This window comes from Microbispora sp. NPDC088329 (assembly GCF_040685655.1).
Taxonomy (GTDB): domain Bacteria; phylum Actinomycetota; class Actinomycetes; order Streptosporangiales; family Streptosporangiaceae; genus Microbispora.
This window is the reverse complement of sequence record NZ_JBFBIP010000032.1, coordinates 40,267-66,639: the sequence shown is the minus strand read 5'-3', so window position 1 is coordinate 66,639 and position 26,373 is coordinate 40,267. Positions and strand designations below refer to the sequence as shown.

Sequence of the window (26,373 nt, the reverse complement as noted above, 5' to 3'; positions counted from 1 at the left end):
GACCGACGCCTCGGCGGGTGTGGACGATGTGGGGCTGGTGCCGCACAAGACCACGACGACGGTGGCGATGGACTTCGGCCGGGTGTCGCTGGACCGGGACCTGATTTTGTATCTGTTCGGTACGCCGGGTCAGCATCGGTTCTGGTTCATGTGGGATGACCTGGTGCGGGGGGCGATCGGTGCGGTGGTGCTGGTCGACACCCGCCGGTTGGCCGACAGTTTCCCCGCGGTGGACTACTTCGAGGAGGCGCGCCTGCCCTTCGTCGTCGGCGTCAACGGTTTCAACGGGGAGTACACCCACGGGGAGGACGAACTACGCGAGGCCCTGACGCTGTCGCCGCACACCCCGATCGTCCGCACCGACGCCCGGGACCGGGAGTCGGTCAAGAGCACCCTGATCACGCTCGTCGAACACGCGCTGGCATCCCATGTGGGCGCGATCCGGTGAGGACCCCGTACGGACCGGACCGGCGATCTCTCCACGGCGGCACGGGCGTGAAGGGCGTACGGGCGGATAGTCTGGGGAGACTGATGATTCACCGACCCGTCCACTCGCTTCGAGGCTGGCCAAACACGTGTTCGAGACGCTTTCCGACCGGCTGACTTCGGTCTTCTCCTCCCTTCGGTCCAAAGGCAGGCTTTCCGACGCCGACATCGACGCGACCTGCCGTGAGATCCGCATCGCGTTGCTCGAGGCGGACGTCGCGCTGCCGGTCGTGAAGGACTTCGTGGCCCGGGTCAAGGAGCGGGCCCGCGGCGCCGAGGTCTCCCAGGCGCTCAACCCCGCGCAGCAGGTCGTGAAGATCGTCAACGACGAGCTCATCGAGGTGCTGGGCGGCGAGACGCGGCGACTGCGTTACGCCAAGACCCCGCCGACCGTGATCATGCTGGCCGGTCTCCAGGGTTCCGGCAAGACGACCCTGGCCGGCAAGCTCGCCAGGTGGCTGCGCGACCAGGGGCACGCCCCGCTGCTCGTGGCCTGCGACCTGCAGCGGCCCAACGCGGTGCAGCAGCTCGCCGTCATGGCCGAGCGGGCCGGGGTGGCGGTGTACGCCCCCGAGCCAGGCAACGGCGTGGGCGACCCGGTCGAGGTGGCCCGGCAGTCGGTGGACCACGCGCGCCGCCAGCAGCACGACGTGGTCATCGTCGACACCGCCGGTCGCCTGGGCATCGACCAGGAGCTGATGAAGCAGGCCGCCGACATCCGCGACGCGGTGACCCCCGACGAGGTCCTGTTCGTGCTCGACGCCATGATCGGCCAGGACGCGGTCAGCACGGCCCGCGCGTTCATGGACGGCGTCGGCTTCGACGGCGTGGTGCTGACCAAGCTCGACGGCGACGCCCGCGGCGGCGCGGCCCTGTCGGTGCGGCACGTCACCGGCCGGCCGATCATGTTCGCCAGCACCGGCGAGAAGCTCGAGGACTTCGACGCCTTCCACCCCGACCGCATGGCGGGCCGGATCCTCGACATGGGTGACATCCTCACCCTGATCGAGCAGGCGCAGAAGACGTTCGACGAGCAGGAAGCCGCCAAGATGGCGGGCAAGCTCGTCTCTGGGGAAGGCTTCACGCTCGACGACTTCCTCGAGCAGATGATGATGGTGCGCCGGATGGGGCCCATCAAGAACCTGCTCGGGATGATGCCGGGCATGGGGCAGATGCGCGAGCAGCTCAACCAGGTCGACGACCGCGACCTGGACCGCATCGCGGCGATCATCCGCTCCATGACGCCCGGCGAGCGCCAGGACCCGAAGATCATCAACGGTTCGCGCCGGGCACGCATCGCCAAGGGGTCGGGCGTGACGGTCACCGAGGTGAACAACCTGGTGGTCCGTTTCTTCGACGCGCAGAAGATGATGAAGCGGATGACCCAGGGCATGGGCATCCCCGGCATGCCCGGCGGGCGCAAGCAGAAGGCGCAGAAGCCCAAGAAGGGCCGCCGGGTCAGCGGCGACCCGCGCAAGGCCGCGCTCGGCAAGGCCGGTGCGAACGCGTCGTCCTCGGACGCCCCGAAGCTGCCCAAGGGCATGCTCGGCAACCTCGGCGGCGGCCAGCTGCCCCCGGGCCTGGAGCTGCCGCCCGGGTTCGACCCGTCGAAGCTGAAGCTGCCCGGCCAGAACTGAGGACAGGCCCGGACCGCCCGCCGTCCGGTCCGCACCGGGCGGCGGCCCGGTCCGGCCGCGCGCGGGTTCCGGACCCGCGCGGACCTCGTGGCGGAACCCCGGTGGGGCCGCCCATCACCTGGGGTGCGCCGCCGGAATCGCGGTCGGGTGTCGTCAGAGGCTCGCGCCGGGAGCCGCCGGCGTGGTGTCGATCCTGCCGTCGTCGCACACCGTCGCGGTGAACGGGACCTCCAGATGCGCCACCTCGTCCGGCGGAATGATCATCAGCCGGGCCGAGGCGGGGCACCGGGTCTCGTGCCCGCTCGGCACCACGGTCCAGTGCAGCCGGGCGTGCGCGCTCGCCCCCGGACGCAACGTGACCCGGTGCGGGGTGACGCTCTCGCGGCGGGTGCGCGTGCGCAGCACGTCTCCCCGGCCGTCGATGAGGACGAGCCCGACGAAGCCGTACACCCAGCAGGTCTTCGCCGAGGTGTTGGTGAGCACGAGCGGCGCGTAGCGGTTGCCCGCCGCCGCGTCCTGCCGTCCCACCCGGGCCCGCAGCCCGGTCGTACGGCACCGCGAGGGGGCGGCGCCCGCGGTTCGCGCGGCGGCGCCGTACGGGACGGACACCGCGTCCGCGGCGGTGATTCTCGCCGCATCCGCGGTGGTGTGCGGGGTCGTCGTCGCGGCCGGGCGTGCGGTGGCCGCGGAGGGCGTGGAGGGTGTGGTGTTCGTGCCGCAGCCGGAGGCAAGCAGGGCGAGGGCCGCCCCCACGGCCAGGGTGCTGCTCATGGTGACTCGCATGTCCGGTTGGACGGCTCACCCGCCCGATCAGTTCGCAGGTCGCTTCCGGATTCGTCTCATGGGCGCATCCGTGCGGAAAACAGGGCGGCGGCGGGACCGTGCTTTGCGGAGCATGGGGAATCATCTGGCAGAATGTCAGGCTGGAACATCGTGACCAGGCGGGTGCCCTCTCACCCCCGCCGGTCGCGCCTGTCCCTCGGGCGGGCTCCCATCGTGCCCCACTCGATGAGACACCGCTCACCCACGCTCTAATGCAGGAGAGACCACACCCGTGGCAGTCAAGATCAAGCTCAAGCGGCTCGGCATGATCCGCAACCCGCAGTACCGCATCGTCGTCGCCGACGCCCGGAGCAAGCGGGACGGCCGTGCCATCGAGGAGATCGGCCTGTACCACCCGAAGGAGAACCCCTCGCGCATCGAGGTGAACTCCGAGCGGGTGCAGTACTGGCTGGGCGTCGGCGCGCAGCCGACCGACCCGGTCCTGAAGATTTTCAAGCTGACCGGCGACTGGCAGAAGTTCAAGGGCGAGCCCGCCCCCGCCACGCCGCTCCTGGTCGCCGAGCCCAAGCCCGACCGGCACGCCGCGTACGAGGCCGCGGCCAAGGAGTCGCTGTCGAGTGACACCGGCGCCGCCGCCACCACGCCGAAGAAGGCCAAGAAGACCGTGAAGGCCGAAGAGACCACCGAGGCGACGGCCGCGGAGGAGAAGCCGGAAGGCGAGGCCTGAGGTGCTCGAGGAGGCCCTCGAGCACCTGGTCAAGGGCATCGTCGAGCATCCGGACGACGTCCGGGTCCGCGCGCGGCGCATCCGCACCGGGCGTGTTCTCGAGGTCCGGGTTCACCCCGACGACCTCGGCAAGGTCATCGGCCGTGGCGGCCGTACGGCCAAGGCGTTGCGCACCGTCGTCAACGCGCTGGCCAACGGCAAGTACGTGCGGATCGACCTGGTTGACCTGGAAGAGGCGCGCTGAGCCGAACGACGCGTCCGGGGGGCCCCGCATCGGGGTCCCCCGGCGTGTTTTCCGGCTTCGTACCGGCTCTTCCAGATTGTTCGGGATGACAGGCCGGTTCGGGCGGTCCCGTTCGTACCGGCACGGTGAAGCGGTAGCGGAGGTAGGCGACAAGTGCAGCTAGTCGTGGGCAGGATCGGCCGCCCGCACGGCGTGCGGGGCGAGGTCACGGTCGAGGTGCGCACCGACGAGCCCGATCTTCGCTTCGCCGCGGGGGCGACGCTGGTCACCGACCCGGCGTCGGCCGGTCCGCTGACGGTGGAGCGGGCCCGGTGGCACAAGGGCATCCTGCTGCTGACCCTGGCCGGAGTGGAGGGCAGGGACGCCGCGGAGGCGCTGCGCGACACGCTGCTCGTCGTGGACTCCGCCGACCTGCCGCCGCTTGAGGATCCCGACGAGTTCCACGACCACGAACTGATCGGCCTCACGGTGGTCACCACCGAGGGGGAGCGGGTCGGCGAGGTCAGCGACGTCCTCCACCACGGTCAGGACCTGCTCGTGGTGGCACGTCCGTCCCAAGACGACGCGTACGTCCCGTTCGTCAAGGCGCTCGTGCCCGAGATCGACCTCGGCAAGGGGATCCTCGTCGTCGACGCTCCGCCCGGACTGCTCGACGCCGCAGAGGCGGAGTAGGGGCCGCAGATGCGCGTCGACATCATCTCGATCTTCCCCGAGTACTTCGCCCCGCTCGACGTCTCCCTCATGGGCAAGGCCCGCGAGCGCGGCATCCTCGACATCCACCTCCACCAGCTCCGCGGCTGGACGCACGACGTCCACAAGACCGTGGACGACACGCCGTACGGCGGAGGCCCCGGCATGGTGATGAAGCCGGAGGTCTGGGGCGAGGCCGTCGACGCCGTGATCGAGGCCGGACGCGCCGCCTCCGGGGAGGACGCGCCGCCCCGGCTGATCGTCCCCACGCCGAGCGGCCGGCCGTTCACACAGGAAGTGGCGCTGGAGTACGCCAAGGAGCCGTGGCTGCTGTTCGCTCCGGCACGGTATGAGGGCATCGACTCCCGCGTCGTCGCCGAGTACGGCGAGCGCCTGCGCGCCGACGAGGTGAGCATCGGCGACTACGTCTTAGCCGGGGGAGAGGCGGCCGTCCTGGTGATGGTCGAGGCCGTGGGAAGGCTGCTGCCGGGGGTCCTCGGCAACGCGCGCTCCGTCGCCGACGACTCCTTCGCGCCCGGGGCCATGGCCAATCTGCTGGAAGGTCCCGTCTACACCAAGCCACCCGTGTGGCGGGGGCACGAGGTGCCGGAGGTCCTGTTGTCGGGCCATCACGGCAAAGTCGCCCGCTGGCGGCGCGACGAGGCGCTGCGCCGTACGCTCGCCAGAAGGCCGGAACTGATCGCCCGGCTCGACCCGGACGGCCTGGACAAGCACGACCGGCGCGTCATCGAGGAGTTCGAGGCGCGCCGTGAGGGACGTCCTGAGGAGCTGTGACGAACCGCCTGGCGTTTCGCGCGGCGTTCCTTGTGGTCTTTCGTGTGGCGTTCGGTGGGGCTTTCGGCGCAGCGTTTCGCTTAGCACCGATACATGTGGCAGACTGAATCGCTGCTGCCTACTTCGGCATGGCCGGGTGCACCCGGCCTGACGTGGCAGACAAGACGTATCAAGCCAAGCACGCGTGTCCCCCTCGTCGCCGAGCCTCCGGCCCGGCCGGGTGGACCTCCGCGTGCCCATGTCAATGAGGAACCGCCGCCATGCACACGCAGATCCAGGAGATCGAGAAGGCTGCCCTTCGCAGCGACGTACCGGCTTTCCGCCCGGGTGACACGCTGGAGGTCCACGTCCGCGTCGTCGAGGGCAACCGGTCCCGCATCCAGGTGTTCAAGGGCTTCGTCCTGCGCCGCCAGGGCGGTGGCATCCGTGAGACGTTCACGGTCCGCAAGGTCAGCTACGGCGTCGGGGTCGAGCGCACCTTCCCGGTTCACAGCCCCGTGATCGAGAAGATCAACGTGCTGACCCGTGGCGACGTCCGCCGCGCCAAGCTGTACTACATGCGTGACCTGCGCGGAAAGGCCGCCCGCATTCGCGAGAAGCGCGAGGCGCTGCCGGCCGGCAAGTAAGGCTTTGGGATCGTGGCCCGTACCTCAGGTGCGGGCCACTTTCTTTTTGCCGGTGTTGCGGTGTCCCCGGCGCTCGCCGTCGCGGACATCATCTAGGCTCAGCAGCGATGGCTAGCGAGGGACAGGGGCAGGACACGCGCCGCCCTGCCGAGGACGGGGTGGACGTGGTCGCCGAAGACGTCAAGCAGAACGCCGAAGACGGGAAGAAAAAAGGCTCGTTCTGGCGGGAATTGCCCGTTCTGATCGTGGTCGCCCTCGCCCTGGCCCTGCTGATCAAGTCTTTCGTGGTCCAGGCGTTCTACATCCCGTCCGAGTCGATGGAGAACACGCTTCTCATCAACGACCGGGTGCTGGTGAACAAGCTGGTCTACCACGTCCGCGACATCGAGCGCGGCGACATCGTCGTCTTCTCCGGGGTGGACTCCTGGGATCCCGAGGTGAAGCTCGAGGAGCCGTCCAACCCCGTCGCGGCCGGGCTGCGCTGGCTCGGCACCGCGTTCGGGGTCGTGCCGGGGGAGAAGGACTACATCAAGCGGGTCATCGGCGTGCCGGGTGACACGGTCAAGTGCTGTGACAAGCAGGACCGGGTGACGGTGAACGGCGTGCCGCTGAACGAGAAGTCCTACATCCATCCGGGCGACGAGCCGTCCGCGCGCGAGTTCGAGGTCACCGTCCCGCCGGACCGCCTGTGGGTGATGGGCGATCACCGCTCCGTCTCCTGGGACTCCCGCCTGCACACGGGCGACCCGGGCGGCGGCACCATTCCCGCCGACAAGGTGATCGGCCGCGCGTTCGTCATCGTCTGGCCGTTCAACCGGGCCAAGATCCTGCCGATCCCGGAGACGTTCGCGCAGCCGGCGCTCCAGGCGGCACTGGGGGCGGCGCCGTTCGTCGCGGGCTTCGCCGGGGCCGTGCCGCTGGTGGCCCTGCGCCGGCGGCTGACGAGGCGCAGGACGTGACAGAGCCGGAGGAGACAGGCGTGGGGAAGGCCGACGAAAGCCGCTTAGGAACCGCCGGGCCGGTGGGGTCCGCGGACGGCGTTCCGGAAGATCCGGCGGAGCCTGCCGGGGGCGGGGGCGGGGGCGAGGACGAGCCGGCCGCCGGGGAGAAGAAGAAGGGCGGGCCCGCGAAGAAGAAGGGCTCCGGCCTTCTGGAGATCCTCGCGTACTCGCTCGGCGGGGTCGTCGTCGCGCTGCTGGTCCACACCTTCCTGCTGCAGTCGTTCTGGATCCCGTCGGAGTCGATGCAGAACACGCTCCTGGTCGACGACTACGTGGTGGTCAACAAGCTCGCGTACAAGTTCGGGCCGGTGGAGCGCGGCGACATCGTGGTCTTCAAGGGCTGGAACGGCGAGGACACGATCAAGCGGGTGATCGGGGTCGGCGGCGACCATGTGAAGTGCTGCGACGCCAAGCACCGCATCACCGTGAACGGGACGCCGCTGGACGAGGAGGGCAAGTACCTCTACCCGGGGGCAGAGCCCTCCACCATCGAGTTCGATGTCAAGGTCCCCAAGGGGCGGTTGTGGCTGATGGGCGACCACCGGAACAATTCGGCGGACTCGCGCTACAACGTCGAAGACGGACACCAGGGCACGGTCTCCGAGGACGACGTCTACGGGCGGGCGTTCCTGCGCTACTGGCCGCTGAACCGGATCTCGCTTCTGTCCCAGCCTGAGACTTTCTCCGTCGTACGCTGATCTGACCTGCGGCTTTGCTGTTGGTGGTGGTTCCGGCCGTATCGCCGGTCCCGAATGGGGCGTAATCTGCTTGTCGACATGACAGCTGCCTATCGCCCGCGCCCGAGTGTCGTACGACGGGACTCCGGACTCTACGGCTACGAGCGGGCCCTGGCCCGGCGGGGCTTCACGCCGGTCGCCGGGGTGGACGAGGCCGGTCGCGGCGCCTGCGCCGGGCCGCTGGTCGTCGCCGCGGTCGTGCTGGGGCGGGAGATCGACGGTCTGAGCGATTCCAAGCTCCTGACCGAGGCCGTGCGCGAGCGCCTCTACGAGCGGATCACGGCGACCGCCCGGGCCGTGAACGTGGTGGTGATCCCTCCCGAGGAGATCGACTCGCGCGGCCTGCACAAGTGCAACATCGCGGGGATGCGGCGGGCCGTCGCCGGGCTGGGGCTCGTCCCCGGCTACGTCCTCGTGGACGGTTTCCCGGTGGCCGGGCTGCCCGCGCCGTCGCTGGCGGTGTGGAAGGGCGACCAGGTCGCCGCGTGCGTGGCGGCGGCATCGATCGTGGCCAAGGTGACGAGGGACCGGCTGATGTACGGCCTCGACGAGGTCTACCCGCAGTACGGCTTCGCCCTGCACAAGGGCTACGTGACCCCCGGCCATCGGCGGGCCCTGGCCCGGCACGGGCCGAGCCCCCACCACCGGTTCTCGTTCGTGACGGTGGCCAGGGTGACTCGTGGGACACGGATCCCGGCCGAAAGCCTGTGGACGGGGCAGGATGAGGACATGCGCGAGAATGAGGTCGAGGCCGGTGTCTGCTGAACGGGGCCGGTCACGACGGGCGATCTCGACGGGGAGCGGAGAAGGAGGACCGGGATGAGCGCGGAAGATCTCGAAAAGTACGAGACCGAGATGGAGCTGCAGCTCTACCGGGAGTACCGCGACGTGGTCGGCCTGTTCACCTACGTGGTCGAGACCGAGCGGCGCTTCTATCTCACCAACTCCGTCGACCTCGACGTCCGCACCGCGGAAAACGGTGACGTCTTCTTCGACGTCAAGATGCAGGACGCCTGGGTCTGGGACATGTACCGCCCAGCCCGCTTCGTGAAGAACGTGCGGGTCGTGACCTTCAAGGACGTCAACATCGAGGAGCTGGCCAAGCCCGACCTCGAGATGCCCAAGGAGGGCTTCTCCAGCTGATCGTGCGGATAGGCCCGCCGGCGGGGCTTGTCCCCAGAACGCCGTTCGGCCGCTCGGCGCGGGACCCGCGAGGCGCATCGTCATGGCATGCGTCTCGTCGCGTCCGTCGTCCTGCCGTTCGTCCTCCTGTCGGCCCTGCTGATCGCCGCCCTCGCCCGGCCACCCGGCGCCATCAGAGCCGTGGCCGCCGAAGGCCCCGTGGAGCCGTACGCGGTCACGACGGCGAGGGCGCCGGGGGCCGCGGAGGCTTCGGCGCCCCGGCCCGTGGAGCCGGTCGCGTCGCGCTCACCGGCATCGCGGGGAGAGTCGTCCGGCGGCTGGCGGTGGCCGCTCTCCGGGCCGGCCCGTCCGATCAGGCCCTTCGACCCGCCGGAGCAGCGGTGGCTGGCCGGTCACCGGGGCGTGGACCTGTCCGCGCGGCCCGGTGAGGAGGTCCTGGCCGTGGGGCCGGGAATCGTCGGGCTGGCGAAGCGGGTCGCCGGGCGAGGGGTCGTGACGATCTCGCACTCCGGTGGCCTGCGCACCACCTACCTGCCGGTCCGCGCCCTGGTCCGGCCCGGCGACGTCGTCGCGGCCGGGGCGGTCATCGGCACGGTCGAGGAGGACACCGGCCCACACTGTGCCGTCTCCTGCCTGCATTGGGGACTCCTGCGCGGGCCTGTCTACCTTGACCCGCTTCTCCTGTTCGGCAGGGGGCAGGTCCGCCTTCTGCCGCGGTGGCCCGTCGGCGCGGTCCACGAGACGACACGATGAGCGGAAGGCGCGTGACCACCGGGCCGACCGACGACCGGGGCGCCGCTGACGGGCGTCCCGCGTCCGCCGTGCTCAGGCGCGGGGATGGGCCTGACGGTAGGCGGCACGCAGCCGCTCGATCGACACGTGCGTGTAGATCTGCGTGGTGGCCAGGGAGGCGTGCCCGAGCATCTCCTGCACGGATCGTAGGTCGGCTCCACCTTCGAGCAGGTGAGTGGCGGCGGTATGCCGCAGCCCGTGCGGGCCCATGTCGGGGGTTCCCTCGACCCGCGCCAAGCGGGCGTGCACGACGCGCCGGACGGTGCCCTGGTCGATCCGGCCTCCCCGGGTGCCGAGGAAGAGCGCGGGGCCGCTTCCCTCGCGAAGCCACAGGGGCCTGCCCCGCACGCACCACGCGTCCAGGGCGTGCAGGGCGGGCAGCCCGAAGGGCACGGTCCGCTCCCTGCGTCCCTTGCCCAGCACGCGGACCGTGCGGCGGTCCCGATCCACGTCGTCCACGTCGAGGCCGCACAACTCGCTCACCCGCACGCCGGTCGCGTACAGCAGCTCCAGCATCGCCCGGTCGCGCAGGTCCTTGGGGTCGCCCGGCCCCTGTGTGCCGAGGACCGCCTCGGCTTCGGCCTGGTCCAGCACTTTCGGCAGCCGGCGTTCGGCCTTGGCCGTGCCGAGGAGCAACCCGGGGTCACTCGCCAGCCACCCGCGCCGGTGGCAGAAGGCGGTGAAGACCCGGGCACAGGCGGAGCGGCGGGCCAGCGTCGCCCGCGACCGGCCGCTCTGGTGCTGGTCGCCCAGCCAGTCGCGCAGGACGGTGACGTCGAGAGCGGACACATCCTCGTGCCCCGCGTTCCTCATGTGCGCGAACAGCGAGGAGATGTCCCCGAGATACGCCCTGAGCGTGTGCGGCGACAGGTCTCGCTCAAGACGCAGATGTCGCTCGAACTGCTCCAGGGCGGTGCCGAACTCCCCGAGTGCCCGCTCTTCACCCGCTGCCACGATGTCCTTCCTCCTCGCTCCCGGCTCGCCCCGGGGCCGCCGCCGCCCCGCGCCGAGCCGGAGCCCGGTGGCTCTCGTCGTCCCGGGCGCCACGCGACGTCGCGACCGGTCGTGTCCTTTGCCCCTTTCCACTTCCCCTCGGGCCGCACCCGACGTACGCGGTCCGTTTCCGTGGGCTCAAGTGGAGAAGGAGACACGGTCACGATCGCATGCTATTCGCCGTGACGGCCGGGAATCCGGCGTCCGCCGCCCGTCGAAGGCGCCCGTCGAGGCGCCTATCAAAGGCGTCCGTCAGAGGCGCGCGGCGGGCCGCAGCCGCCACCCCCGGTCCACGTTCTCGACGAACCCCGCGGCGGCCAGAGCGCCGAGGCAGGCGAGCGCCGTCCCGATGTCGACCCCGGCGGCCACGGCGATCGCGGCGGGACCGGTGGCACCCCGTGCGGGAATCGCCTCCAGCACGCGCCTGGTCTCGTCGTTCAGCCCGTCACGAGGCCGCACGGGGCCGCGTTGTTCCGGCGCGAGATCGTCGCCGATGGAGCCGACGAGCTCGATGATCTCGTCTGGCGAGGTGACGCAGACGGCCTTGCCCTGACGGATCAGGACGTGGCAGCCCGTGGAGACCTCGGTGGTGATGGGACCGGGCACGGCCATCAGGTGCCTGTTCAGGCTCCAGGCGTGCGTGGCCGTGTTGAGCGCGCCGCTGCGCGCGGCTGCCTGGATGACGACCGTCCCCCGGGACAGGGCGGCGATCACCCGGTTGCGGATGAGGAAACGCAGCCGGGTGGGGTGAGCGCCCGGAGGCCACTCGCTGATCACCACGCCCCGCTCGCGCACGGCCCGGAAGAGGTCCTCGTGCGCGCTCGGATAACACACGTCCGTTCCGCAGGCGAGCACGACGACCGTCGGCGCTCCGGAGGCCAGCGCCCCCCGGTGCGCGGCACCGTCGATTCCGTAGGCACCGCCGCTGATCACCGTCCATCCTCGTCCGCCGAGACTGATGGCGAACTCCGCCGCCACGGTCGTGCCGTACGCGGTCGCGGCCCTGGCCCCGACGACGGAGACCGAGCGCAGGCAGGAGAACCGCAGGTTCGCCCGTCCGTCCACCCACAGTCCGAACGGCCGGGCGTCGCCGAGATCGTCGAGCTGGGTCGGCCATTCGACGTCACCAGGAACGACGAGACGCGATCCTCGCCGCGTGCCCTGTTCCAGGTCATCCGCCGGATCGATGTAACGGGCGGCCCAGGCGGCCGCGTGCTGGCCGAGATCCAGGTGACGCCTGGACGCCTCTGCGCGGTCCTTCTCGTCACGTGCGAAGCCGGGGTCCAGCACGCCGCGTCTCGCCTGCTTCATCGCGTCCACCGCGCCAAAACGGGCGATCAAGCGCCCCATCACCGCGTCGCCCGCCTCGGCCATCCGCATGATCGCCACGCGGGCCGGCCGTTCGGCATCGCCCAGCCCGGCCGCGTCACCGACGTCACCGGCCGGGGCGCCGCCGGGGGTGGGCAGTTCGGTCGCTTCCATCAGTCCACTCCGAGCCACAGTGCGAGGGCCGCCGACGTCTCGGCCTGGCCCGGACGGTCCTCGCCCGCGAGGTCCGCGAGCGTCCAGGAGATACGGAGCACGCGATCCAGGCCGCGCGCGCTGAGCGTGCCCACGTCGAGACCTCGACGCAGCGGGGCCATCGCGGCGTCGGGCAGGCGGAGATCACGGTGTAACGCGGATGAGGACACCTCGGCGTTCGTGCGCCAGGGGGTGCCGGCCAGTCGCCTGACGGCTCGTTCGCGCGCCAGCCTCACCCGCGCGGCCACGGTCGCGCTGGTCTCCACGAAGTGCCGGTCCGCGAGCAACTCGGCACGGGTGGCCCGGCCGATCTTCACCTTCACGTCGACACGGTCCAGCAGCGGCCCCGACAGCCGGTCGAGATAGCGGCGCCGGCCCGCGGGGGTGCACCTGCAGGGGTGCCCGACCGTTCCCTGCAGGCCGCAGGGACACGGATTGGCGGCCAGGACCAGCATGAACCGCGCGGGAAAGGTGACGGTGCCGACCGCACGCGCGATCGTCACCGTTCCCGACTCGAGGGGCTGCCGCAGGGAGTCGAGCACGGTCATCGCGAACTCGGGCGCCTCGTCGAGAAAGAGCACACCCCGGTGCGCGAGCGACACCGCCCCGGGCCGCACGACGCCTCCGCTGCCGCCGCCGACGACGGCGGCCATCGTCGCGCTGTGATGCGGGGCGACGAAGGGAGGCCGGGCGAGCAGCGGACGCCCCGGCGGTAGCGTTCCCGCCACCGAGTGGATGGCCGAGGCCTCCAGGGCCTTCTCCTGGTCGAGCGGTGGCAGGAGGGTCGGCAGGCGCTCGGCGAGCATGGTCTTGCCGCTTCCCGGCGGGCCCAGCATCCAGAGGTTGTGCCCTCCCGCCGCGCACACCTCCAGCGCCTTGCGGCCCATCGGCTGCCCCGCGACGTCGCACAGGTCCGGCCTCTGCGTGCCTTCGGCGTGCTCGCTGTGCTCGGCGTGCTCGATGTGATCGGCGTCCTGCGACAGTGAGGCGGCGTCGGCCACCACCGGAAGCCGGTGCAGGTCGCCCGAGCGCAGCCACCCCACCAGTTCGCCGAGAGAGGCCACGGGCACCACGGTGAGATCGGGCACGAGAGCGGCCTCGGCCGCGTTGAGCGCGGGCACCACGACCGTGCGCACCCCCGCCCCGGCGGCGGCGAGCGCGGCCGGCAGCACGCCTCTGACCGGCCGGACCCGCCCGTCGAGCCCGAGCTCGCCGAAGAACATCGGTGCCGCGATTCGCTGTGCGGGCACGGCACCGGCCGCGCCGAGCACCGCGATCGCGATGGCCAGGTCGAAGATCGATCCCCGCTTGGGCAGGGTGGCGGGAGACAGGCTCACGGTGACCCGTGCGTCGGGCCAGGCGAACCTGCTGTTGATCAACGCGGACCGCACACGGTCCCGGGCTTCGCTGATCGCGGTGTCGAGAAGCCCGATGAAATGGGTTCCGGCGATGCCGGGGCCCACGTCGGCCTCGACCTCCACGAGGCGTCCGGTGACGCCCACGAGAGCGACACAGTGCGTCCGGGCGACGGGCATCTCAGACCACCCCGCGTTCGTGCCTGAGCGAGAAGTCGCCGGCGAACCGCTCGATCGCGATCACGTCGACCCGTATCGTGTCGAAGCGCTCGGTGTGCGTGGCCAGCCACCTGCGGGCCAGTGTCCGCAGGCGCAGCAGCTTCTCACCGGTCACCGCCTCGAAAGCGGTGCCGTGGCGGCGCCCGGAGCGGGTCTTGACCTCCACGATCACCAGCGCGTTCCCCTCACGGGCGACGATGTCGATCTCGCCCTCCGCACAGCGCCAATTGCGGTCGATCACGCGCATGCCCTTCGCCGTCAGAAAGGTCACGGCGAGCTGCTCGCCCTGTCTGCCCAGCCGATCCTTCGCCGCCATGGGACCACCTCCGGCGCAGACACTCGCCGAAGCGGTCACCTGCCCGTGCCACCGAACCGCTTTCTGTGGAAAAGGTCGCCGCGCGATTCCGCGGCTGTGGACGAGCGGAGGTAAGCGCAGGTGGGCATCGGGAGAACGCTCCCGCCGTCCACAGGCGAGGCGGGGAGCGGAAGCGGGAGGGGCGGGGAGCGGAAGCGGGAGGGGCGGTCGCGGGCAGGCTGGGACCGGCGTGGATACTTGCCGGGTCCGGAGGGCGGGTGACGCGGCAAGCGAGTGACCAAGACCGCTCGTGAGGAGCACGCCGCCGGGCATCGGCGCCCGTGGGCATCGGAAGTGAGGAGTCGGCGGTGATCGCGAAACTGATCAGGGATCTGGGCGCGAGCGCCGGGGTCGCCCTGCCCGAGGTCCAGGTCGTCGGCGACGACCCCGTGCTGCCGTCCGTCTTCCCCCTCGGCACGATGGCCGCGGCCTCGGCCGGCGCCCTGACCGCGGCCGTGGCCGCCTACGCCGCCCGAACTCGGGGGAGGGCGGAGAAAGGGACCGGCGGCAGGGAGGCGTCGCGCACCGCGCACCGCGATCCGCAGGTGACGATCGATGTCCGCCACGCCGCCGTGGCCTTCCAGAGCGAGCGGCATTTCCGCGCCGAGGGGAAGGGCATGGACGTCTGGGCCGCGCTGTCCGGCGACTACCGCACGTCGGACGGCTGGGTCCGGCTGCACTGCAACTTCGACCACCACCGTGACGCGGCCCTGCGCGCGCTCGGGCTGCCCCCCGGCTCGGACGGTGACGACGTCGGCAGGGCCTGTGCGGGCCGTACGGCGGTGGAGATCGAGGAGACGGTGATCGGCGAGGGAGGCTGCGCTGCGGCGATGCGGACCAGGGCCGAGTGGCTCGCGCACCCCCAGGCGCGGGCGCTGGCCGGCCTTCCTCTCGTCGGCGTCTCCCGGCTGCCCGGCGGAAACGGCCGGGTGAGCCGGGGCGGGAACGGCGGCGACGGGAACGGCGGTGACGGCAACGCCCGTATCCCGGCCGGGCATGTGCCGGGCGGCCTCCCCGAGGGCCCGGCGGCCGGGCCGCAGCGCCCGCTCGGCGGCATACGCGTGCTCGACCTGACCCGCGTGATCGCCGGGCCGGTGGCCGCGCGGGCGCTCGCGGGCTACGGCGCGGACGTCCTGCGTGTGGGCGCCGCACACCTGCCCGAGGTGCCGGGGCTCGTGGTGGAGACGGCGTTCGGCAAGCGGTCGTGCCATATCGACCTGCGATCCGAGGCGGACACCCTGCGGGAGCTGGTCCGCCGGGCCGACGTGGTCGTCCAGGCGTACCGGCCCGGGGCCCTGCGTGCCAGGGGCTTCGGACCTGACGACCTCGCCGCCCTGAGGCCGGGCATCGTCTGCGTCGACATCTCCGCGTACGGCACGCGTGGGCCGTGGGCCTCGAGAAGGGGGTTCGACAGCCTCGTCCAGATGGCCTGCGGGATCGCCCATGAGAACGGCGACGGCCGGCGGCCCAGTCCGCTGCCCGCGCAGGCCCTCGACCACGGCACCGGCTACCTGGCGGCGTTCGGCGCGGTCGCCGCGCTGCTCCGGCGGGTGGCCGAGGGCGGCTCCTGGCACGTCGAGGTGTCGTTGGCCAGGACCGCGGCGTGGCTCGACGATCTCGGCAGGATCGACCCGGCGGGTGTGGGGCGGCCCCGGGTGGACGACCTGCTGGCGACGATGGACAGCCCCTTCGGCACGCTCACCTATGTGACGCCGCCCGGCGCCGTCGACGGGGCGCGGCCGCGCTGGACGACCCCGCCGCCCCGGCGGGGGGAGCACCCCGCGGCATGGGCCCCGCGCTGACCCGGCGAGGGTCAACTGAAGAGGCGGATCCGGGTAGACTGTTCGGCGGCCTGCTAGGCGGGCCGAATTCGCACGCCCACTCACGAGCCGCATTCTCGGTCCGGACCCCGTCCGGTGGAGGCGGCCCGGGGCGTCAGGGCGCGGGCAAGACGTCCGCGTGTCCAACCGAGACCGTGCCCGAGGGCACACGACCATGGAGGACCATCACCATGGCCCCTGTCGTCACCATGCGGCAGCTGCTGGAGAGCGGCGTTCACTTCGGCCACCAGACCCGCCGGTGGAACCCGAAGATGAAGCGCTTCATCTTCACCGAGCGCAACGGCATCTACATCATCGACCTGCAGAAGTCGCTGTCGTTCATCGACCGTGCCTACGACTTCGTGAAGGAGACCGTCGCGCACGGCGGCACCATCATGTTCATCGGCACGAAGAAGCAGGCGCAGGAGTCGATCGTCGAGCAGGCGTCGCGCGTCGGCATGCCGTACGTGAACCAGCGCTGGCTGGGCGGCATGCTCACCAACTTCTCCACCGTGCACAAGAGGCTCCAGCGCCTGAAGGAGCTCGAGGAGCTCGACTTCGACAACGTGGCCGGCTCCGGGCTCACCAAGAAGGAGCTCCTGATGCGCCGCCGCGAGAAGGAGAAGCTGGAGCGCACCCTCGGCGGTATCCGTGACATGGCCCGCGTCCCGAGCGCGGTCTGGGTCGTGGACACCAAGAAGGAGCACATCGCGATCAACGAGGCCAAGAAGCTCGGCATCCCGGTCGTCGCGATTCTGGACACCAACTGCGACCCGGACGAGGTCGACTACCCGATCCCGGGCAACGACGACGCGATCCGCGCCGTCAGCCTCCTCACTCGCGTGATCGCCGACGCCGTCGCCGACGGCCTCATGACCCGTGCGGGCGCCGGCCGCGGTGACGAGAAGCCCGCGGGCGTCGCCGCCGCCGAGCCGCTGGCCGAGTGGGAGCGCGAGCTCCTCGAGGGTGGCGAGGCCGCTCCGGCCGCCGAGACCGCCGAGGCTCCGGCCACCGAGGCCGCTGAGGCTCCGGCCGCCGAGGCCGCTGAGGCTCCGGCCGCCGAGCAGCCCGCGCAGGACGAGCAGGCCTGAGGAACGACCACGGGTCCCCGTCGGGCGCGTCGCCTCCGGGCGGCCGCGACAGGCGGGGATCCCCCAGGCAGCGACCTGGTTCCGGTGCGGTAGGGCGACGCCCGCCGTGCTGAGGGTTTCACCGGGCGGGCGCCCGGTACCGGCGCCCGCCCCCAGACGATTCGCATCCGGGTCCCGAAGAGGAAATTGGACAATGGCTTCCGTAAACATGGCCGACGTCAAGCGCCTTCGTGAGCTGACCGCCGCCGGCATGATGGACTGCAAGAAGGCGCTCGAGGAGTCCGAGGGCGACTTCGACAAGGCCGTCGACATCCTGCGCCTGAAGGGCGCCAAGGACGTCGGCAAGCGCGAGGCCCGCACCGCGTCGAACGGTCTGGTCGCCGTCAAGCACGAGGGCGACTCCCTCGCCGCGCTGCTGGAGCTCAACTGCGAGACCGACTTCGTCGCCAAGAACGAGCGCTTCCAGGAGCTCGCGGGCGAGATCGTCGCGCACATCGTCGCGACCAAGCCCAACGACGTGCCGACCCTGCTCGAGTCCCAGGTGAACGGCAAGACGGTCAAGGAGCTGCTCGACGAGGCCAACGCGGCGCTCGGCGAGAAGATCGAGATCCGCCGGTTCTCGCTGCTGGAGGGCGGCTACATCGCCTCCTACATGCACAAGACCGACCCGCAGCTCCCGCCGGCCGTCGGTGTGCTCGTGCAGCTCGACAAGCCGAACGCCGAGGTCGCCAAGGACATCGCCCAGCACACCGCCGCGATGGCGCCGAAGTACGTCAGCCCCGCCGACGTTCCCGCCGACGTCATCGAGAAGGAGCGGTCGCTGTTCGAGCAGATGACCCGCGAGGAGGGCAAGCCCGAGGCCGCCATCCCGAAGATCGTCGATGGCCGGGTCAACGGCTGGTACAAGGACTTCACCCTGCTCCAGCAGGCGTTCGTGAAGGACAACAAGAAGACGATCGAGAAGGTCGCGGACGAGGCCGGCGTCAAGGTCCTGGCCTTCACCCGCTACAAGGTCGGCCAGGCTTAGGCTTACTGCCAGGAGCTTTTCGACCAAAGCCGACATCCGAGGAGGCCGCCGCCGTGCAGGAGAACACCAGACCCGCCACGCCGGCGGCTTCGTCGTACGACGGGCCGCTGCGCTGGAAGCGGGTGATGCTGAAGCTGTCGGGCGAGGCGTTCGCCGGCGGCGAGTCGCTCGGGATCGACCCGCGCGTCGTCGCCCAGCTGGCGGACTCGGTCGCCGAAGCGGTCCGTGAGGGCGTGCAGGTGGCGGTCGTCGTCGGCGGCGGGAACATGTTCCGCGGCGCGGCGCTGTCGCAGGGTGGCATGGACCGCGCGCGGGCCGACTACATGGGCATGCTCGGGACCGTCATCAACTGTCTCGCCCTGCAGGACTTCCTGGAGAAGCGCGGCATCGACACCCGCGTGCAGACCGCGATCACGATGCAGCAGGTGGCCGAGCCGTTCCTGCCGCGCCGGGCGATCCGACACCTGGAGAAGGGGCGCGTGGTCATTTTCGGCGCGGGGCTCGGCTCGCCGTTCTTCTCGACCGACACCTGCGCCGCGCAGCGGGCGCTGGAGATCGGCGCCGAGGCGTTGCTCAAGGGCACTCAGGTCGACGGCGTGTACGACTCGGATCCGCGCAAGAACCCCGACGCGGTCCGGTTCGATCAGCTTGAGTACGGTGAGGTGCTGACGCGGGGTCTCGGGGTCATGGACGCCACCGCGATCAGCCTGTGCATGGACAACGGCCTGCCCATCGTGGTCTTCGACCTCATGGGCGAGGGCAACATCCTCCGGGCGGTCCGTGGTGAGAAGATCGGCACGCTGGTGAGTCCGGCAGGGAAGTAGGGAGCCGCAGTGATCGACGAAACCCTCCTCGAGGCCGAGGAGAAGATGGACAAGGCGGTGACGGTCGCCAAGGACGACTTCGCGAGCATCCGCACCGGCCGTGTGACGCCCTCGATGTTCAACAAGATCAACGTTGACTACTACGGGTCACCGACGCCGATCCAGCAGCTCGCGTCGTTCCATGTCCCCGAGGCGCGCATGGTGCTCGTGCAGCCGTACGACAAGGGCTCGCTGAACGCGGTCGAGAGGGCCATCCGCGACAGCGACCTCGGCGTCAACCCGAGCAACGACGGCACCGTGATCCGCGTGGTGTTCCCCGAGCTCTCGGAGGAGCGCCGCAAGGAGTACATCAAGGTCGCCCGCAACAAGGCGGAGCACGGCCGGGTGTCCGTACGGAACATCCGGCGGCACGCCAAGGAGATCCTCGACAAACTCGTCAAGGACGGCGAGGCCGGCGAGGACGAGGTCCATCGCGCCGTCAAGGAGCTCGACGACCTCACCCAGAAGCACGTCGCGAAGATCGACGAGCTGCTGAAGCACAAGGAAGCCGAGCTGCTCGAGGTCTGACGTCTCGGCCCGGGACGCGGGCCGTACGGCATGACCGTGATCCTTGTGCCGCACCGCGAGAGCGGGCGGCACAAGGATTACGCGTATATAGAGAGTGGGACGCTGTGGACGGAACTGCTGCCGCCGGCGACCGGAACCCGGCGGGGGGCCCTGTGGGCTCTTCCGGTGCCGGACACGGTCCCGAGAGGGGAGACCGCGCCGGCGCCAAGAAGACATCGGGACGCACCGGCCGCAACCTCCCCGCGGCGGTGGGGGTCGGCGTCGCGCTGGGCGCGGTGGTCATCGGCTCGCTCTACTTTGTAAAGGCCAGCTTCCTCGCCGTCGTCCTCGTGGCCGTCGGCGTCGGCATCCACGAGATCGTCAAGGCGTTCGGCGGATTCGGCATCCGGGTGCCGCTGCCGCCCCTGCTGGCCGGCATGGCCGCGATGGTGGTCGGGCCCTATTGGGGCGGGACGTCGTTCCTTGTGGGCGCGTTCGCCGTGACCGTGATGGTGCTGCTGGCCTGGCGCATGTTCCAGGGCGCGGAGGGATTCGTCAGGGACGCGACCGCCGCGGTGTTCGTCGCGGTCTATCCGGCGCTGCTCGCGGGGTTCGTGCCGCTGCTGCTGGCTCCCGAGGACGGGCCGGACCGGGTGATCGTCTTCATCGCGGTCACCGTGTGCAGCGACATCGGTGGATACTTCGCCGGGATCTTCCTCGGCAAGCACCGGATGTCGCCGCTCATCAGTCCGAAGAAGACCTGGGAGGGCTTCGCCGGGTCCACCCTCGCCTGCGTCGTGGGCGGTGCGTTACTGGTTCACTTCCTGTTGCAGGGTGAGTACTGGGAGGGCGCCGTCGTCGGCCTCGCGGGAGTCGTGTGCGCGACGCTCGGCGACCTGATCGAATCGGTGATCAAGCGCGACATCGGCATCAAGGACATGGGCACGCTGCTGCCGGGGCACGGCGGAGCCATGGACCGCCTCGACTCCCTGTTGTTCACGCTCGTCCCCGTGTGGCTGCTGCTCACGCTCCTGGTCCCGGTCGCCTGACAGAGCAGTCCGGTCCCTGCGGGCGTCAGATCCGGCTGGTCATCGCCAGCCGCTCGCTGATCGCCCGGTGGCCGTGATCGGCCACGAGGCGCAGCTCGGGCTCGGTGAGCGGGAACAGCCACAGCCACCGTACGGCATCGCCGCCGAACACGAATCCCGACATGTCTGGCAGGCCGGGCGGGTCCCCCAGCATGAGCACCCCCTGGTGCCCGCCGTCCAACGGGAACGTGAGCGGGTCCTGGAACCAGCGGGCCGTGTGCCCGTGCCCCAGCCACGTCACCGACCGCCAGGGATACTGCCCGAGCCAGGCGAACAGCCGTGCGGCGGTCCTCGGATCCTGCCGCGTCGCGAGCGCGAGTTCCACCCGGCACGCCGTGTCGTACATCTCCGCGGCGGGCATCCGCTGGCAGCTCATGCCGACGGTGGACAGGACCGTGTAGTCGCGGGTGAACGTGGGCGGGCGCTCGCTGACGCCGACCAGGGGGAACCGGTCGCCGCCGACGTCCCAGTAGCGGCCGGGCGGCCCGAGCCTGCCGTCGAGATGGCCGAGCACGAACTGCTGGTAGGTGGCCCAGCTGCCCTCAGCCTGCCGCCACTGCCAGTACGCGCGGGCCTTGGCCACCCGGGGGGACAGGCCCTCCAGCGCCTCGCCGAGCGGCCAGGCGAACGGCGACTCCCCGACGGCGTCCCGCGCGTACCCGGGCAGGCCGCGCTCCATGTCGGCCCACGCCGGAATGACCGCCAGAAGCGTGTCGTTCTCGTACAGGGCGACGCCGTCGCCCTCCTCGAACCACAGCACCGACAGCGACTCCGGGTCGAGGGGCGGCCGGCCGGAGGGATGCGCGGTGCGCGCCTCGGGCATCACCGGCGGCAGCCCCGCGTTGGCCCTGGCGACATCGGCCTCGGCGGGCGCGGGGACGTGATTGGCCAGCCAGACCGCTCCGTGGACGATCCCCTTCGCGTCGCGAAGGTAAGCTACGGAGGAGGTCCGGTCGGCTTCGATCGTCAGTGTGCGGCTCCCGTAGGGGTTGGGGCTGGTGAGCACGACAGTGGTGTCCACACCTCACCTCTCGTACGCCTCCGGGATTCGACCGCCAGACAGAATGTAAAGCCGCGTGCGCCAGTCGTTAAGACCACGGCCGCGGGATATGGAAAGGGTTTTGCGTGAGCGAGCAGCCGAAGACCGGGCAGCTGACCTTCGTGGCGCCCCGCCGGGCCAAACCGCAGCGCCATCTCGCCGACCTGACGATGGCCGAACGCAGGGCGGCCGTGGCGGAGCTCGGCGAGAAGCCGTTCCGCGCCGACCAGCTCTCCCGCCACTACTTCACCCGGCTGACCGGCTCTCCCGAGCAGATGACCGACCTGCCGGGCGCGCTGCGCGAGCGGCTGGTCGAACAGCTCATGCCCCCGCTGCTGACGTCCGTACGCGAGATCACCTGTGACGGCGGCATGACGCGCAAGACGCTGTGGAAGCTGTTCGACGGGTCGCTGGTCGAGTCGGTTCTGATGCGTTACCCCGACCGGGTCACCATGTGCGTCTCCTCGCAGGCCGGGTGCGGCATGAACTGCCCGTTCTGCGCGACCGGCCAGGCCGGCCTCACCCGCAACATGTCCACCGCCGAGATCGTCGAGCAGGTCGTCGCTGGCGCGCGGGCGCTGGCGCGCGGCGAGGTCCCGGGCGGCCCCGGCCGGGTGACCAACGTGGTCTTCATGGGCATGGGCGAGCCGATGGCCAACTACAAGGCCGTGATCGGCGCCGTCCGCCGCCTGGTCGATCCGGCGCCGGAGGGCCTCGGCATCTCGGCGCGCGGGGTCACGGTCTCGACGGTCGGCCTGGTGCCGGCGATCGGCAAGCTCGCCGACGAGGGCCTGCCGGTGACGCTCGCCGTCTCCCTGCACGCGCCGGACGACGAGCTCAGGGACACGCTCGTGCCGATCAACACGCGGTGGAAGGTCGCCGAGGTGCTCGACGCGGCGTGGGACTACGCGGCCAGGACGAAACGGCGCGTGTCCATCGAGTACGCCCTGATCAAGGACATCAACGACCAGGAGTGGCGGGCCGACCTGCTCGGCCGCCTGCTCAAGAACAAGCTCGTGCACGTCAACCTGATCCCGCTCAACCCCACGCCCGGCTCGAAGTGGACCGCCTCGCGCCCCGAGGACGAGCGGGCGTTCGTCCGCCGCCTGGAGTCCCACGGCGTCGCCGTCACCGTACGGGACACCCGGGGACGGGAGATCGACGGGGCGTGCGGGCAGCTCGCCGCCGCGCCTCAGCCGTAACGCCGCCCACGGCGCCGCGCCCCGGCCGTAGCGCCGTTCACGGCCGGGTGCGGCGCAGCCGCGTGTAGGCCGCCAGGCCGACCGCGGGCCACAGCAGCGACTGCACGGTGAGCAGAGGCAGGTTCGCCTGCAGCTCGCCGTGGTGGGCGTCGCGCATCCAGCCCATGACCGGCACGGTGAGCCAGCGGGCCCCGGCCAGGCTGATCACCAGCATCGACAGGTAGCCGAGGATCAGAGCGATCGTGGAGACCGCCGGGGAGGGCAGGATCGGGCGGCTGGTCAGCGCCCCGAGCGCGAGCCCCGCGGTCGCGGACAGCAGATGCAGCCACACCCCGGTCAGGAGCACGGCGAGCGTGGGGGAGGCGGCGAGGCGGAAGAGCAGCGCGGCCTCGGCGATCGCGGCCAGCGCCAGCAGCGACGCGAACGCCGCCAGGAGGCCGCCCACCAGTTCCCTCGGTCCCAGCGCGGACAGGGCGACACTGCGCTGCTCGTCGGGCTCGGTGTCGAGCAGGCCACGCGCGGCCCAGGCGAGCACCGGCACGAGCATGGCCGCCGAGTCCGCGGTGGCCCCGATCTCCTGACCGGCGGGGATGGGGCCGGCGTAGAGGACCGCGAGCAGCGCCAGCAGTCCGATGAGCGGTTGCAGGGCCCGGTGGGAGGCGACGTAGCCGGCGACGCGGAACCGCGCCAGTGCGAGCACGGAGATCATCCGGCGGCCTCCCCGGCGACGTGAGCCGAGGTGCGGCCCGTGATGTTCACCGTGCAGCCCTCGGCACGCAGGCGGTCGGCCAGGTCGGCCGCCCTCGACGCGTCCACCGCCACCTCCAGCACGGTCAGGGCCGTCTCGCCGGCCTCCTCGGCCGGCTCGAGTTCCCGCACGGCGCGGTCGCGGACCTCACAGCGGCGCAGGCCGGGAAAGGCCCGCAGATCGCCCTGGTGGTCGCTCACGACGACGATCCCGCCGCGCGCGCCGATCTCCCCGATGATCCTGGGGAGTTCGGCCCGGGTGGCGGCGTCGAGACCGGCGAAGGGCTCGTCGAGCACGAGCAGTCCCGGCTCGGCGAGCAGCGCCTGCGCGAGGCCCACCTTGTGCGCGCTGCCCTTGGACAGGTCGGGCAGGCGCTGCCCGAGCAGGTGGTCCATGCCGAGTCGTTCGCTCCATCGGCCGATCGCGTCCGTGCTCACCCTCCGGACCGCCGCCATGTGCCGCAGGTAGGACGCCACGGTGAACGGCTGGTCCGCGGGGAACCGCTCGGGGGCGTACCCGACGACCCGGGGGCGGTCCTGGACGCTACCGCGTACGGGCCTGAGCAGCCCGGCGATCAGTCGTAGGAGGGTCGACTTGCCGGTGCCGTTGGGCCCGGTGACCTCGACCACGTCTCCCGGATCGAGGACCAGGCCGGCGTCGGACAGGACCCAAGGGGCTCGCCGTCCGTATCGGAAGGAGAGGCTGGCGATCCGCATAGTTTTCCGAGCCTATCGGGATGTTCCTCCCCGGCGCCGGAATATCGGGCGATCTTCGGCGCGACGCCGGCCGATGCTGGCGGCTACCGTTCGCTACCGGGGCGGGGCGGGGCGTCGGCGTCGGCGTCGGCGTCGCCGGAGTTCTGGCTCCGGACGGCACGGCCGAGCAGGTCGGTGAGCGTCCGCCGTTCGTCCTCGTCGAGCGCGCCGAGGAGCTCGTCCTCCGCCCCGCTCACGAGCTCGTGCCCCTGTTCACCCGCCCGTACGCCGTCCGGCGTCAGCGTCAGCAGATAGGCGCGCCGGTCCGCGGGACTCCGGCGACGCTCGACGAGATTGGCCTGTTCGAGACCGTCGACGACCGTGACGACCGTGGTGCGGTCGATGCCGAGACGCCGGCCCAGGTGCTGCTGCGTCATCGGGCCCTCCTCCGCCAGCAGCGCGAGGACGGCGTGCTGCTTGACGGAGACTCCCAGCGTGTCGAGTTCCCGAGCCTCCAGATCGAGGGCGCGCATGTAGAGCCTGCCGAGCAGAAAGCTGAGACGGCCGGACAGAGCTCGAGGCACCTCGGTGGTCATGCCGAGAGATTACAGCGGCGCGGATATACCGTTGCGCTGATTGTCAGTTGCACTGTTACACTTCCGGCGAATCCCGGCTCCGCACGAAAGGATCAGCCGAATGACGGAGAGCACCGAGCAGAGGCGCGGGTCGCCGCAGCTCAATCGCCGGCGATGGTTGGGGCTGGCTTCGGTCGCACTCGCCCAGTTGATGATCGTCGTCGACATGACGATCATCAACGTGGCGTTGCCCTCCATCACCGCCGATCTGGCGATCACGACGGCCGACCGGCAGTGGGTCGTCACCGCGTACACACTCCCCTTCGCGGGGCTCCTCCTGCTGGGCGGGCGGGTCAGCGACCGCACCGGCCGCAAGCGGGCGCTTCTCGTCGGGCTGGCCGGCTTCGCCGCCGCATCGGTGGCCGGCGGCGCGGCGACGAACGTGACGACGCTGCTGGTCGCCCGGGCGGCCCAGGGAGCGTTCGGCGCACTGCTCGCGCCCGCGTCCCTCTCCCTGGTGGCCACGACCTTCGTCGATCCCAAGGAGCGGACCGCCGCGTTCGGCGTCTTCGGCGGGGTCGTCGCCGCGGGATCACCGATCGGGCTGATCCTCGGTGGAACCCTCACGACGTCGCTGAGCTGGCACTGGGTGTTCTACGTGAACGTTCCCATCGCCCTCGTCGCCGCTCTCGGCGTCGTGGTGTTCCTGCGGGAGTCCCGGACGGCGGCGGCGACCGGCTACGACTTCCTCGGGGCGGTGTCGGCCACGGCCGGTCTGGTGGCGATCGTCTGGGGATTCACCAGGGCGACGCAGGCCGGCTGGGCCCAGAGCTCCACCATCGCGTCGCTCGCCGCGGGCGTCGTCCTGCTGGCCCTCTTCCTGCTGGCGGAGTCCCGGGTGAGCGATCCGCTTCTTCCGCCGTCGATCCTCCGTCACCGCGGACGCGGCGGCTCCTACCTCGTCATCGTGCTGATGATGGCCGGGCCGTTCGGGGCGTACCTTTTCATGGGATTGTTCCTGCAGGACATCAAGCACTACTCCGCCCTGCGGACGGGGCTGGCCTTCCTGCCGCTGACCCTCGGCGTCATGCTGGCCGTGGGCCTCGGCAGCCGGCTGACGACGACCATCGCACCACGGTTCGTCATGGGAGGCGGCCTCCTCCTGGGAGCCGTGGGGATGGCGCTGCTGACACGCCTCAACGCCGGCAGCGGATACGCGTCCGGAGTCCTTCCCTCCTTCATCCTGATCGGCGTCGGGATGGGTCTCGTCCTGCCGGCCGCACTCGACCTGTCGACGTTCGGCCTGCCGCCCGGCGAGGCGGGTGTGGCCGGCGCCATGTTCAACGTCTCCCAGCAGACCGGCGCGTCGCTCGACACCGCATTGCTGAACACGGTCGCGGCCAACGGCGCGGCGGCCTATCTCGCCGCTCACGGTTCCCCCGTGCAGAGCCGGGTTCACGGATACACCAGCGCGACCGGGTGGGCGGCGGCGATTCTGCTCGCGGCCGCGGTGGCCGCTCTGCTCCTGATCGACACGCGGCTGGGGAAGACGACTCCCGTGACGCCCGGCGCGGCAGAAGCCGGCGAGGCCATCGCCCCCTGAGATGCTCCCGC

29 protein-coding genes are annotated in these 26,373 nt (G+C 71.0%); 20 read left to right on the top strand and 9 right to left on the bottom strand.

Annotated features, from left to right (window positions below; genetic code table 11):
- Window positions 1–448 (top strand): ATP/GTP-binding protein (locus tag AB0O28_RS37075; RefSeq protein WP_363647267.1); only part of this gene is annotated, 448 nt, incomplete at its 5' end.
- A gap of 127 nt (window positions 449–575) precedes the next feature.
- The gene (gene ffh, locus AB0O28_RS37070) at window positions 576–2,123 is read left to right on the top strand and encodes a signal recognition particle protein (protein ID WP_363647266.1); all 1,548 of its coding nucleotides are present in this window, start codon (window positions 576–578) and stop codon (window positions 2,121–2,123) included.
- 153 nt (window positions 2,124–2,276) lie between these two features.
- Here ffh and AB0O28_RS37065 read toward each other — a convergent pair whose 3' ends face one another.
- A complete protein-coding gene (locus AB0O28_RS37065) occupies window positions 2,277–2,894 on the bottom strand; it encodes a DUF4232 domain-containing protein (protein ID WP_363647265.1) in 618 nt (205 codons plus the stop codon).
- Between the two features lie 283 nt (window positions 2,895–3,177).
- On the opposite strand from AB0O28_RS37065, the gene rpsP reads away from it, so the two are divergent.
- The 10 genes from rpsP (at window position 3,178) to AB0O28_RS37015 (ending at window position 9,622) form a co-directional block, all read left to right on the top strand.
- A complete protein-coding gene (gene rpsP, locus AB0O28_RS37060) occupies window positions 3,178–3,633 on the top strand; it encodes a 30S ribosomal protein S16 (protein ID WP_363647264.1) in 456 nt (151 codons plus the stop codon).
- A gap of 1 nt (window position 3,634) precedes the next feature.
- On the top strand, window positions 3,635–3,877 hold the full coding sequence (locus AB0O28_RS37055; RefSeq protein WP_363647263.1) for an RNA-binding protein: 243 nt from the start codon (window positions 3,635–3,637) through the stop codon (window positions 3,875–3,877).
- Between the two features lie 153 nt (window positions 3,878–4,030).
- Entirely contained in the window at window positions 4,031–4,549 is a 519-nt protein-coding gene (gene rimM / locus AB0O28_RS37050) for a ribosome maturation factor RimM (protein WP_363647262.1), read from the top strand.
- Between the two features lie 9 nt (window positions 4,550–4,558).
- Window positions 4,559–5,362, top strand: a complete 804-nt coding sequence (trmD, locus tag AB0O28_RS37045; RefSeq protein WP_363647261.1) for a tRNA (guanosine(37)-N1)-methyltransferase TrmD — start codon at window positions 4,559–4,561, stop codon at window positions 5,360–5,362.
- 260 nt (window positions 5,363–5,622) lie between these two features.
- A complete protein-coding gene (rplS, locus tag AB0O28_RS37040) occupies window positions 5,623–5,988 on the top strand; it encodes a 50S ribosomal protein L19 (RefSeq protein ID WP_363647260.1) in 366 nt (121 codons plus the stop codon).
- Window positions 5,989–6,095: 107 nt separating this feature from the next.
- The gene (lepB, locus tag AB0O28_RS37035) at window positions 6,096–6,947 is read left to right on the top strand and encodes a signal peptidase I (protein ID WP_363647259.1); all 852 of its coding nucleotides are present in this window, start codon (window positions 6,096–6,098) and stop codon (window positions 6,945–6,947) included.
- Between the two features lie 20 nt (window positions 6,948–6,967).
- Complete coding sequence (gene lepB, locus AB0O28_RS37030) at window positions 6,968–7,687, top strand: signal peptidase I (RefSeq protein WP_363647258.1); 720 nt, start codon at window positions 6,968–6,970, stop codon at window positions 7,685–7,687.
- A gap of 78 nt (window positions 7,688–7,765) precedes the next feature.
- A complete protein-coding gene (locus AB0O28_RS37025; protein WP_363647257.1) occupies window positions 7,766–8,491 on the top strand; it encodes a ribonuclease HII in 726 nt (241 codons plus the stop codon).
- A gap of 54 nt (window positions 8,492–8,545) precedes the next feature.
- Window positions 8,546–8,869, top strand: a complete 324-nt coding sequence (locus AB0O28_RS37020) for a DUF2469 domain-containing protein (protein WP_036327164.1) — start codon at window positions 8,546–8,548, stop codon at window positions 8,867–8,869.
- Between the two features lie 87 nt (window positions 8,870–8,956).
- Complete coding sequence (locus AB0O28_RS37015; RefSeq protein WP_363647256.1) at window positions 8,957–9,622, top strand: M23 family metallopeptidase; 666 nt, start codon at window positions 8,957–8,959, stop codon at window positions 9,620–9,622.
- A gap of 72 nt (window positions 9,623–9,694) precedes the next feature.
- Here the strand turns inward: AB0O28_RS37015 and AB0O28_RS37010 are convergent, their stop codons facing one another.
- From AB0O28_RS37010 to AB0O28_RS36995, 4 genes are all read right to left on the bottom strand, one after another.
- On the bottom strand, window positions 9,695–10,615 hold the full coding sequence (locus AB0O28_RS37010) for a tyrosine recombinase XerC (protein WP_363647255.1): 921 nt from the start codon (window positions 10,613–10,615) through the stop codon (window positions 9,695–9,697).
- Between the two features lie 291 nt (window positions 10,616–10,906).
- Complete coding sequence (gene dprA / locus AB0O28_RS37005; RefSeq protein ID WP_363647254.1) at window positions 10,907–12,136, bottom strand: DNA-processing protein DprA; 1,230 nt, start codon at window positions 12,134–12,136, stop codon at window positions 10,907–10,909.
- The gene (locus AB0O28_RS37000; RefSeq protein ID WP_363647253.1) at window positions 12,136–13,710 is read right to left on the bottom strand and encodes a YifB family Mg chelatase-like AAA ATPase; all 1,575 of its coding nucleotides are present in this window, start codon (window positions 13,708–13,710) and stop codon (window positions 12,136–12,138) included. Before AB0O28_RS37000 ends, dprA begins: the two co-directional genes overlap by 1 nt.
- A gap of 1 nt (window position 13,711) precedes the next feature.
- Window positions 13,712–14,065: a YraN family protein gene (locus AB0O28_RS36995; RefSeq protein WP_363647252.1), complete on the bottom strand. Its 354-nt coding sequence runs from the start codon at window positions 14,063–14,065 to the stop codon at window positions 13,712–13,714.
- 347 nt (window positions 14,066–14,412) lie between these two features.
- On the opposite strand from AB0O28_RS36995, the gene AB0O28_RS36990 reads away from it, so the two are divergent.
- From AB0O28_RS36990 to AB0O28_RS36965, 6 genes are all read left to right on the top strand, one after another.
- Window positions 14,413–15,906 carry a CoA transferase gene (locus AB0O28_RS36990; protein ID WP_363647251.1) on the top strand — a complete coding sequence of 498 codons (1,494 nt, stop codon included), beginning with the start codon at window positions 14,413–14,415 and terminating at the stop codon, window positions 15,904–15,906.
- Window positions 15,907–16,115: 209 nt separating this feature from the next.
- Window positions 16,116–17,015 carry a 30S ribosomal protein S2 gene (gene rpsB, locus AB0O28_RS36985; protein ID WP_363647250.1) on the top strand — a complete coding sequence of 300 codons (900 nt, stop codon included), beginning with the start codon at window positions 16,116–16,118 and terminating at the stop codon, window positions 17,013–17,015.
- 193 nt (window positions 17,016–17,208) lie between these two features.
- Window positions 17,209–18,042 (top strand): translation elongation factor Ts, encoded by an 834-nt coding sequence (gene tsf / locus AB0O28_RS36980; RefSeq protein ID WP_363647249.1) that lies wholly within the window; start codon window positions 17,209–17,211, stop codon window positions 18,040–18,042.
- A gap of 53 nt (window positions 18,043–18,095) precedes the next feature.
- Window positions 18,096–18,866 (top strand): UMP kinase, encoded by a 771-nt coding sequence (gene pyrH / locus AB0O28_RS36975; RefSeq protein WP_111701993.1) that lies wholly within the window; start codon window positions 18,096–18,098, stop codon window positions 18,864–18,866.
- Window positions 18,867–18,875: 9 nt separating this feature from the next.
- Window positions 18,876–19,433: a ribosome recycling factor gene (gene frr / locus AB0O28_RS36970; protein WP_079320643.1), complete on the top strand. Its 558-nt coding sequence runs from the start codon at window positions 18,876–18,878 to the stop codon at window positions 19,431–19,433.
- 152 nt (window positions 19,434–19,585) lie between these two features.
- Window positions 19,586–20,461: a phosphatidate cytidylyltransferase gene (locus AB0O28_RS36965; RefSeq protein WP_363647248.1), complete on the top strand. Its 876-nt coding sequence runs from the start codon at window positions 19,586–19,588 to the stop codon at window positions 20,459–20,461.
- 25 nt (window positions 20,462–20,486) lie between these two features.
- Here AB0O28_RS36965 and AB0O28_RS36960 read toward each other — a convergent pair whose 3' ends face one another.
- Entirely contained in the window at window positions 20,487–21,521 is a 1,035-nt protein-coding gene (locus AB0O28_RS36960; RefSeq protein WP_363647247.1) for a suppressor of fused domain protein, read from the bottom strand.
- A gap of 104 nt (window positions 21,522–21,625) precedes the next feature.
- On the opposite strand from AB0O28_RS36960, the gene rlmN reads away from it, so the two are divergent.
- Window positions 21,626–22,741 carry a 23S rRNA (adenine(2503)-C(2))-methyltransferase RlmN gene (gene rlmN, locus AB0O28_RS36955; protein WP_346229861.1) on the top strand — a complete coding sequence of 372 codons (1,116 nt, stop codon included), beginning with the start codon at window positions 21,626–21,628 and terminating at the stop codon, window positions 22,739–22,741.
- Between the two features lie 37 nt (window positions 22,742–22,778).
- On the opposite strand, the gene AB0O28_RS36950 is transcribed toward rlmN, so the two are convergent.
- From AB0O28_RS36950 to AB0O28_RS36940, 3 genes are all read right to left on the bottom strand, one after another.
- Window positions 22,779–23,450, bottom strand: a complete 672-nt coding sequence (locus tag AB0O28_RS36950) for a hypothetical protein (RefSeq protein WP_363647246.1) — start codon at window positions 23,448–23,450, stop codon at window positions 22,779–22,781.
- A complete protein-coding gene (locus AB0O28_RS36945; RefSeq protein WP_363647245.1) occupies window positions 23,447–24,205 on the bottom strand; it encodes an ATP-binding cassette domain-containing protein in 759 nt (252 codons plus the stop codon). The genes AB0O28_RS36950 and AB0O28_RS36945 overlap by 4 nt, the downstream gene beginning before the upstream one ends.
- Before the next feature lie 83 nt (window positions 24,206–24,288).
- Complete coding sequence (locus tag AB0O28_RS36940) at window positions 24,289–24,780, bottom strand: MarR family transcriptional regulator (protein WP_363647244.1); 492 nt, start codon at window positions 24,778–24,780, stop codon at window positions 24,289–24,291.
- A gap of 100 nt (window positions 24,781–24,880) precedes the next feature.
- On the opposite strand from AB0O28_RS36940, the gene AB0O28_RS36935 reads away from it, so the two are divergent.
- On the top strand, window positions 24,881–26,362 hold the full coding sequence (locus tag AB0O28_RS36935) for an MFS transporter (protein ID WP_363647243.1): 1,482 nt from the start codon (window positions 24,881–24,883) through the stop codon (window positions 26,360–26,362).
- The last annotated feature ends 11 nt before the right edge of the window (window positions 26,363–26,373 follow it).

Excerpts from the sequence above, each read along its gene's own strand:
- trmD (WP_363647261.1), top strand. The coding sequence starts at position 4,559 with ATGCGCGTCGACATCATCTCGATCTTCCCCGAGTACTTCGCCCCGCTC.
- rpsB (WP_363647250.1), top strand. The coding sequence starts at position 16,116 with ATGGCCCCTGTCGTCACCATGCGGCAGCTGCTGGAGAGCGGCGTTCAC.
- dprA (WP_363647254.1), bottom strand. The coding sequence starts at position 12,136 with ATGGAAGCGACCGAACTGCCCACCCCCGGCGGCGCCCCGGCCGGTGAC.
- AB0O28_RS36995 (WP_363647252.1), bottom strand. The coding sequence starts at position 14,065 with ATGGCGGCGAAGGATCGGCTGGGCAGACAGGGCGAGCAGCTCGCCGTG.
- AB0O28_RS37020 (WP_036327164.1), top strand. The coding sequence starts at position 8,546 with ATGAGCGCGGAAGATCTCGAAAAGTACGAGACCGAGATGGAGCTGCAG.
- AB0O28_RS36945 (WP_363647245.1), bottom strand. The coding sequence starts at position 24,205 with ATGCGGATCGCCAGCCTCTCCTTCCGATACGGACGGCGAGCCCCTTGG.
- rplS (WP_363647260.1), top strand. The coding sequence starts at position 5,623 with ATGCACACGCAGATCCAGGAGATCGAGAAGGCTGCCCTTCGCAGCGAC.
- AB0O28_RS36935 (WP_363647243.1), top strand. The coding sequence starts at position 24,881 with ATGACGGAGAGCACCGAGCAGAGGCGCGGGTCGCCGCAGCTCAATCGC.
- AB0O28_RS37025 (WP_363647257.1), top strand. The coding sequence starts at position 7,766 with ATGACAGCTGCCTATCGCCCGCGCCCGAGTGTCGTACGACGGGACTCC.
- lepB (WP_363647259.1), top strand. The coding sequence starts at position 6,096 with ATGGCTAGCGAGGGACAGGGGCAGGACACGCGCCGCCCTGCCGAGGAC.
- AB0O28_RS36950 (WP_363647246.1), bottom strand. The coding sequence starts at position 23,450 with ATGATCTCCGTGCTCGCACTGGCGCGGTTCCGCGTCGCCGGCTACGTC.
- AB0O28_RS37065 (WP_363647265.1), bottom strand. The coding sequence starts at position 2,894 with ATGAGCAGCACCCTGGCCGTGGGGGCGGCCCTCGCCCTGCTTGCCTCC.
- AB0O28_RS37000 (WP_363647253.1), bottom strand. The coding sequence starts at position 13,710 with ATGCCCGTCGCCCGGACGCACTGTGTCGCTCTCGTGGGCGTCACCGGA.
- AB0O28_RS37015 (WP_363647256.1), top strand. The coding sequence starts at position 8,957 with ATGCGTCTCGTCGCGTCCGTCGTCCTGCCGTTCGTCCTCCTGTCGGCC.
- AB0O28_RS36940 (WP_363647244.1), bottom strand. The coding sequence starts at position 24,780 with ATGACCACCGAGGTGCCTCGAGCTCTGTCCGGCCGTCTCAGCTTTCTG.
- tsf (WP_363647249.1), top strand. The coding sequence starts at position 17,209 with ATGGCTTCCGTAAACATGGCCGACGTCAAGCGCCTTCGTGAGCTGACC.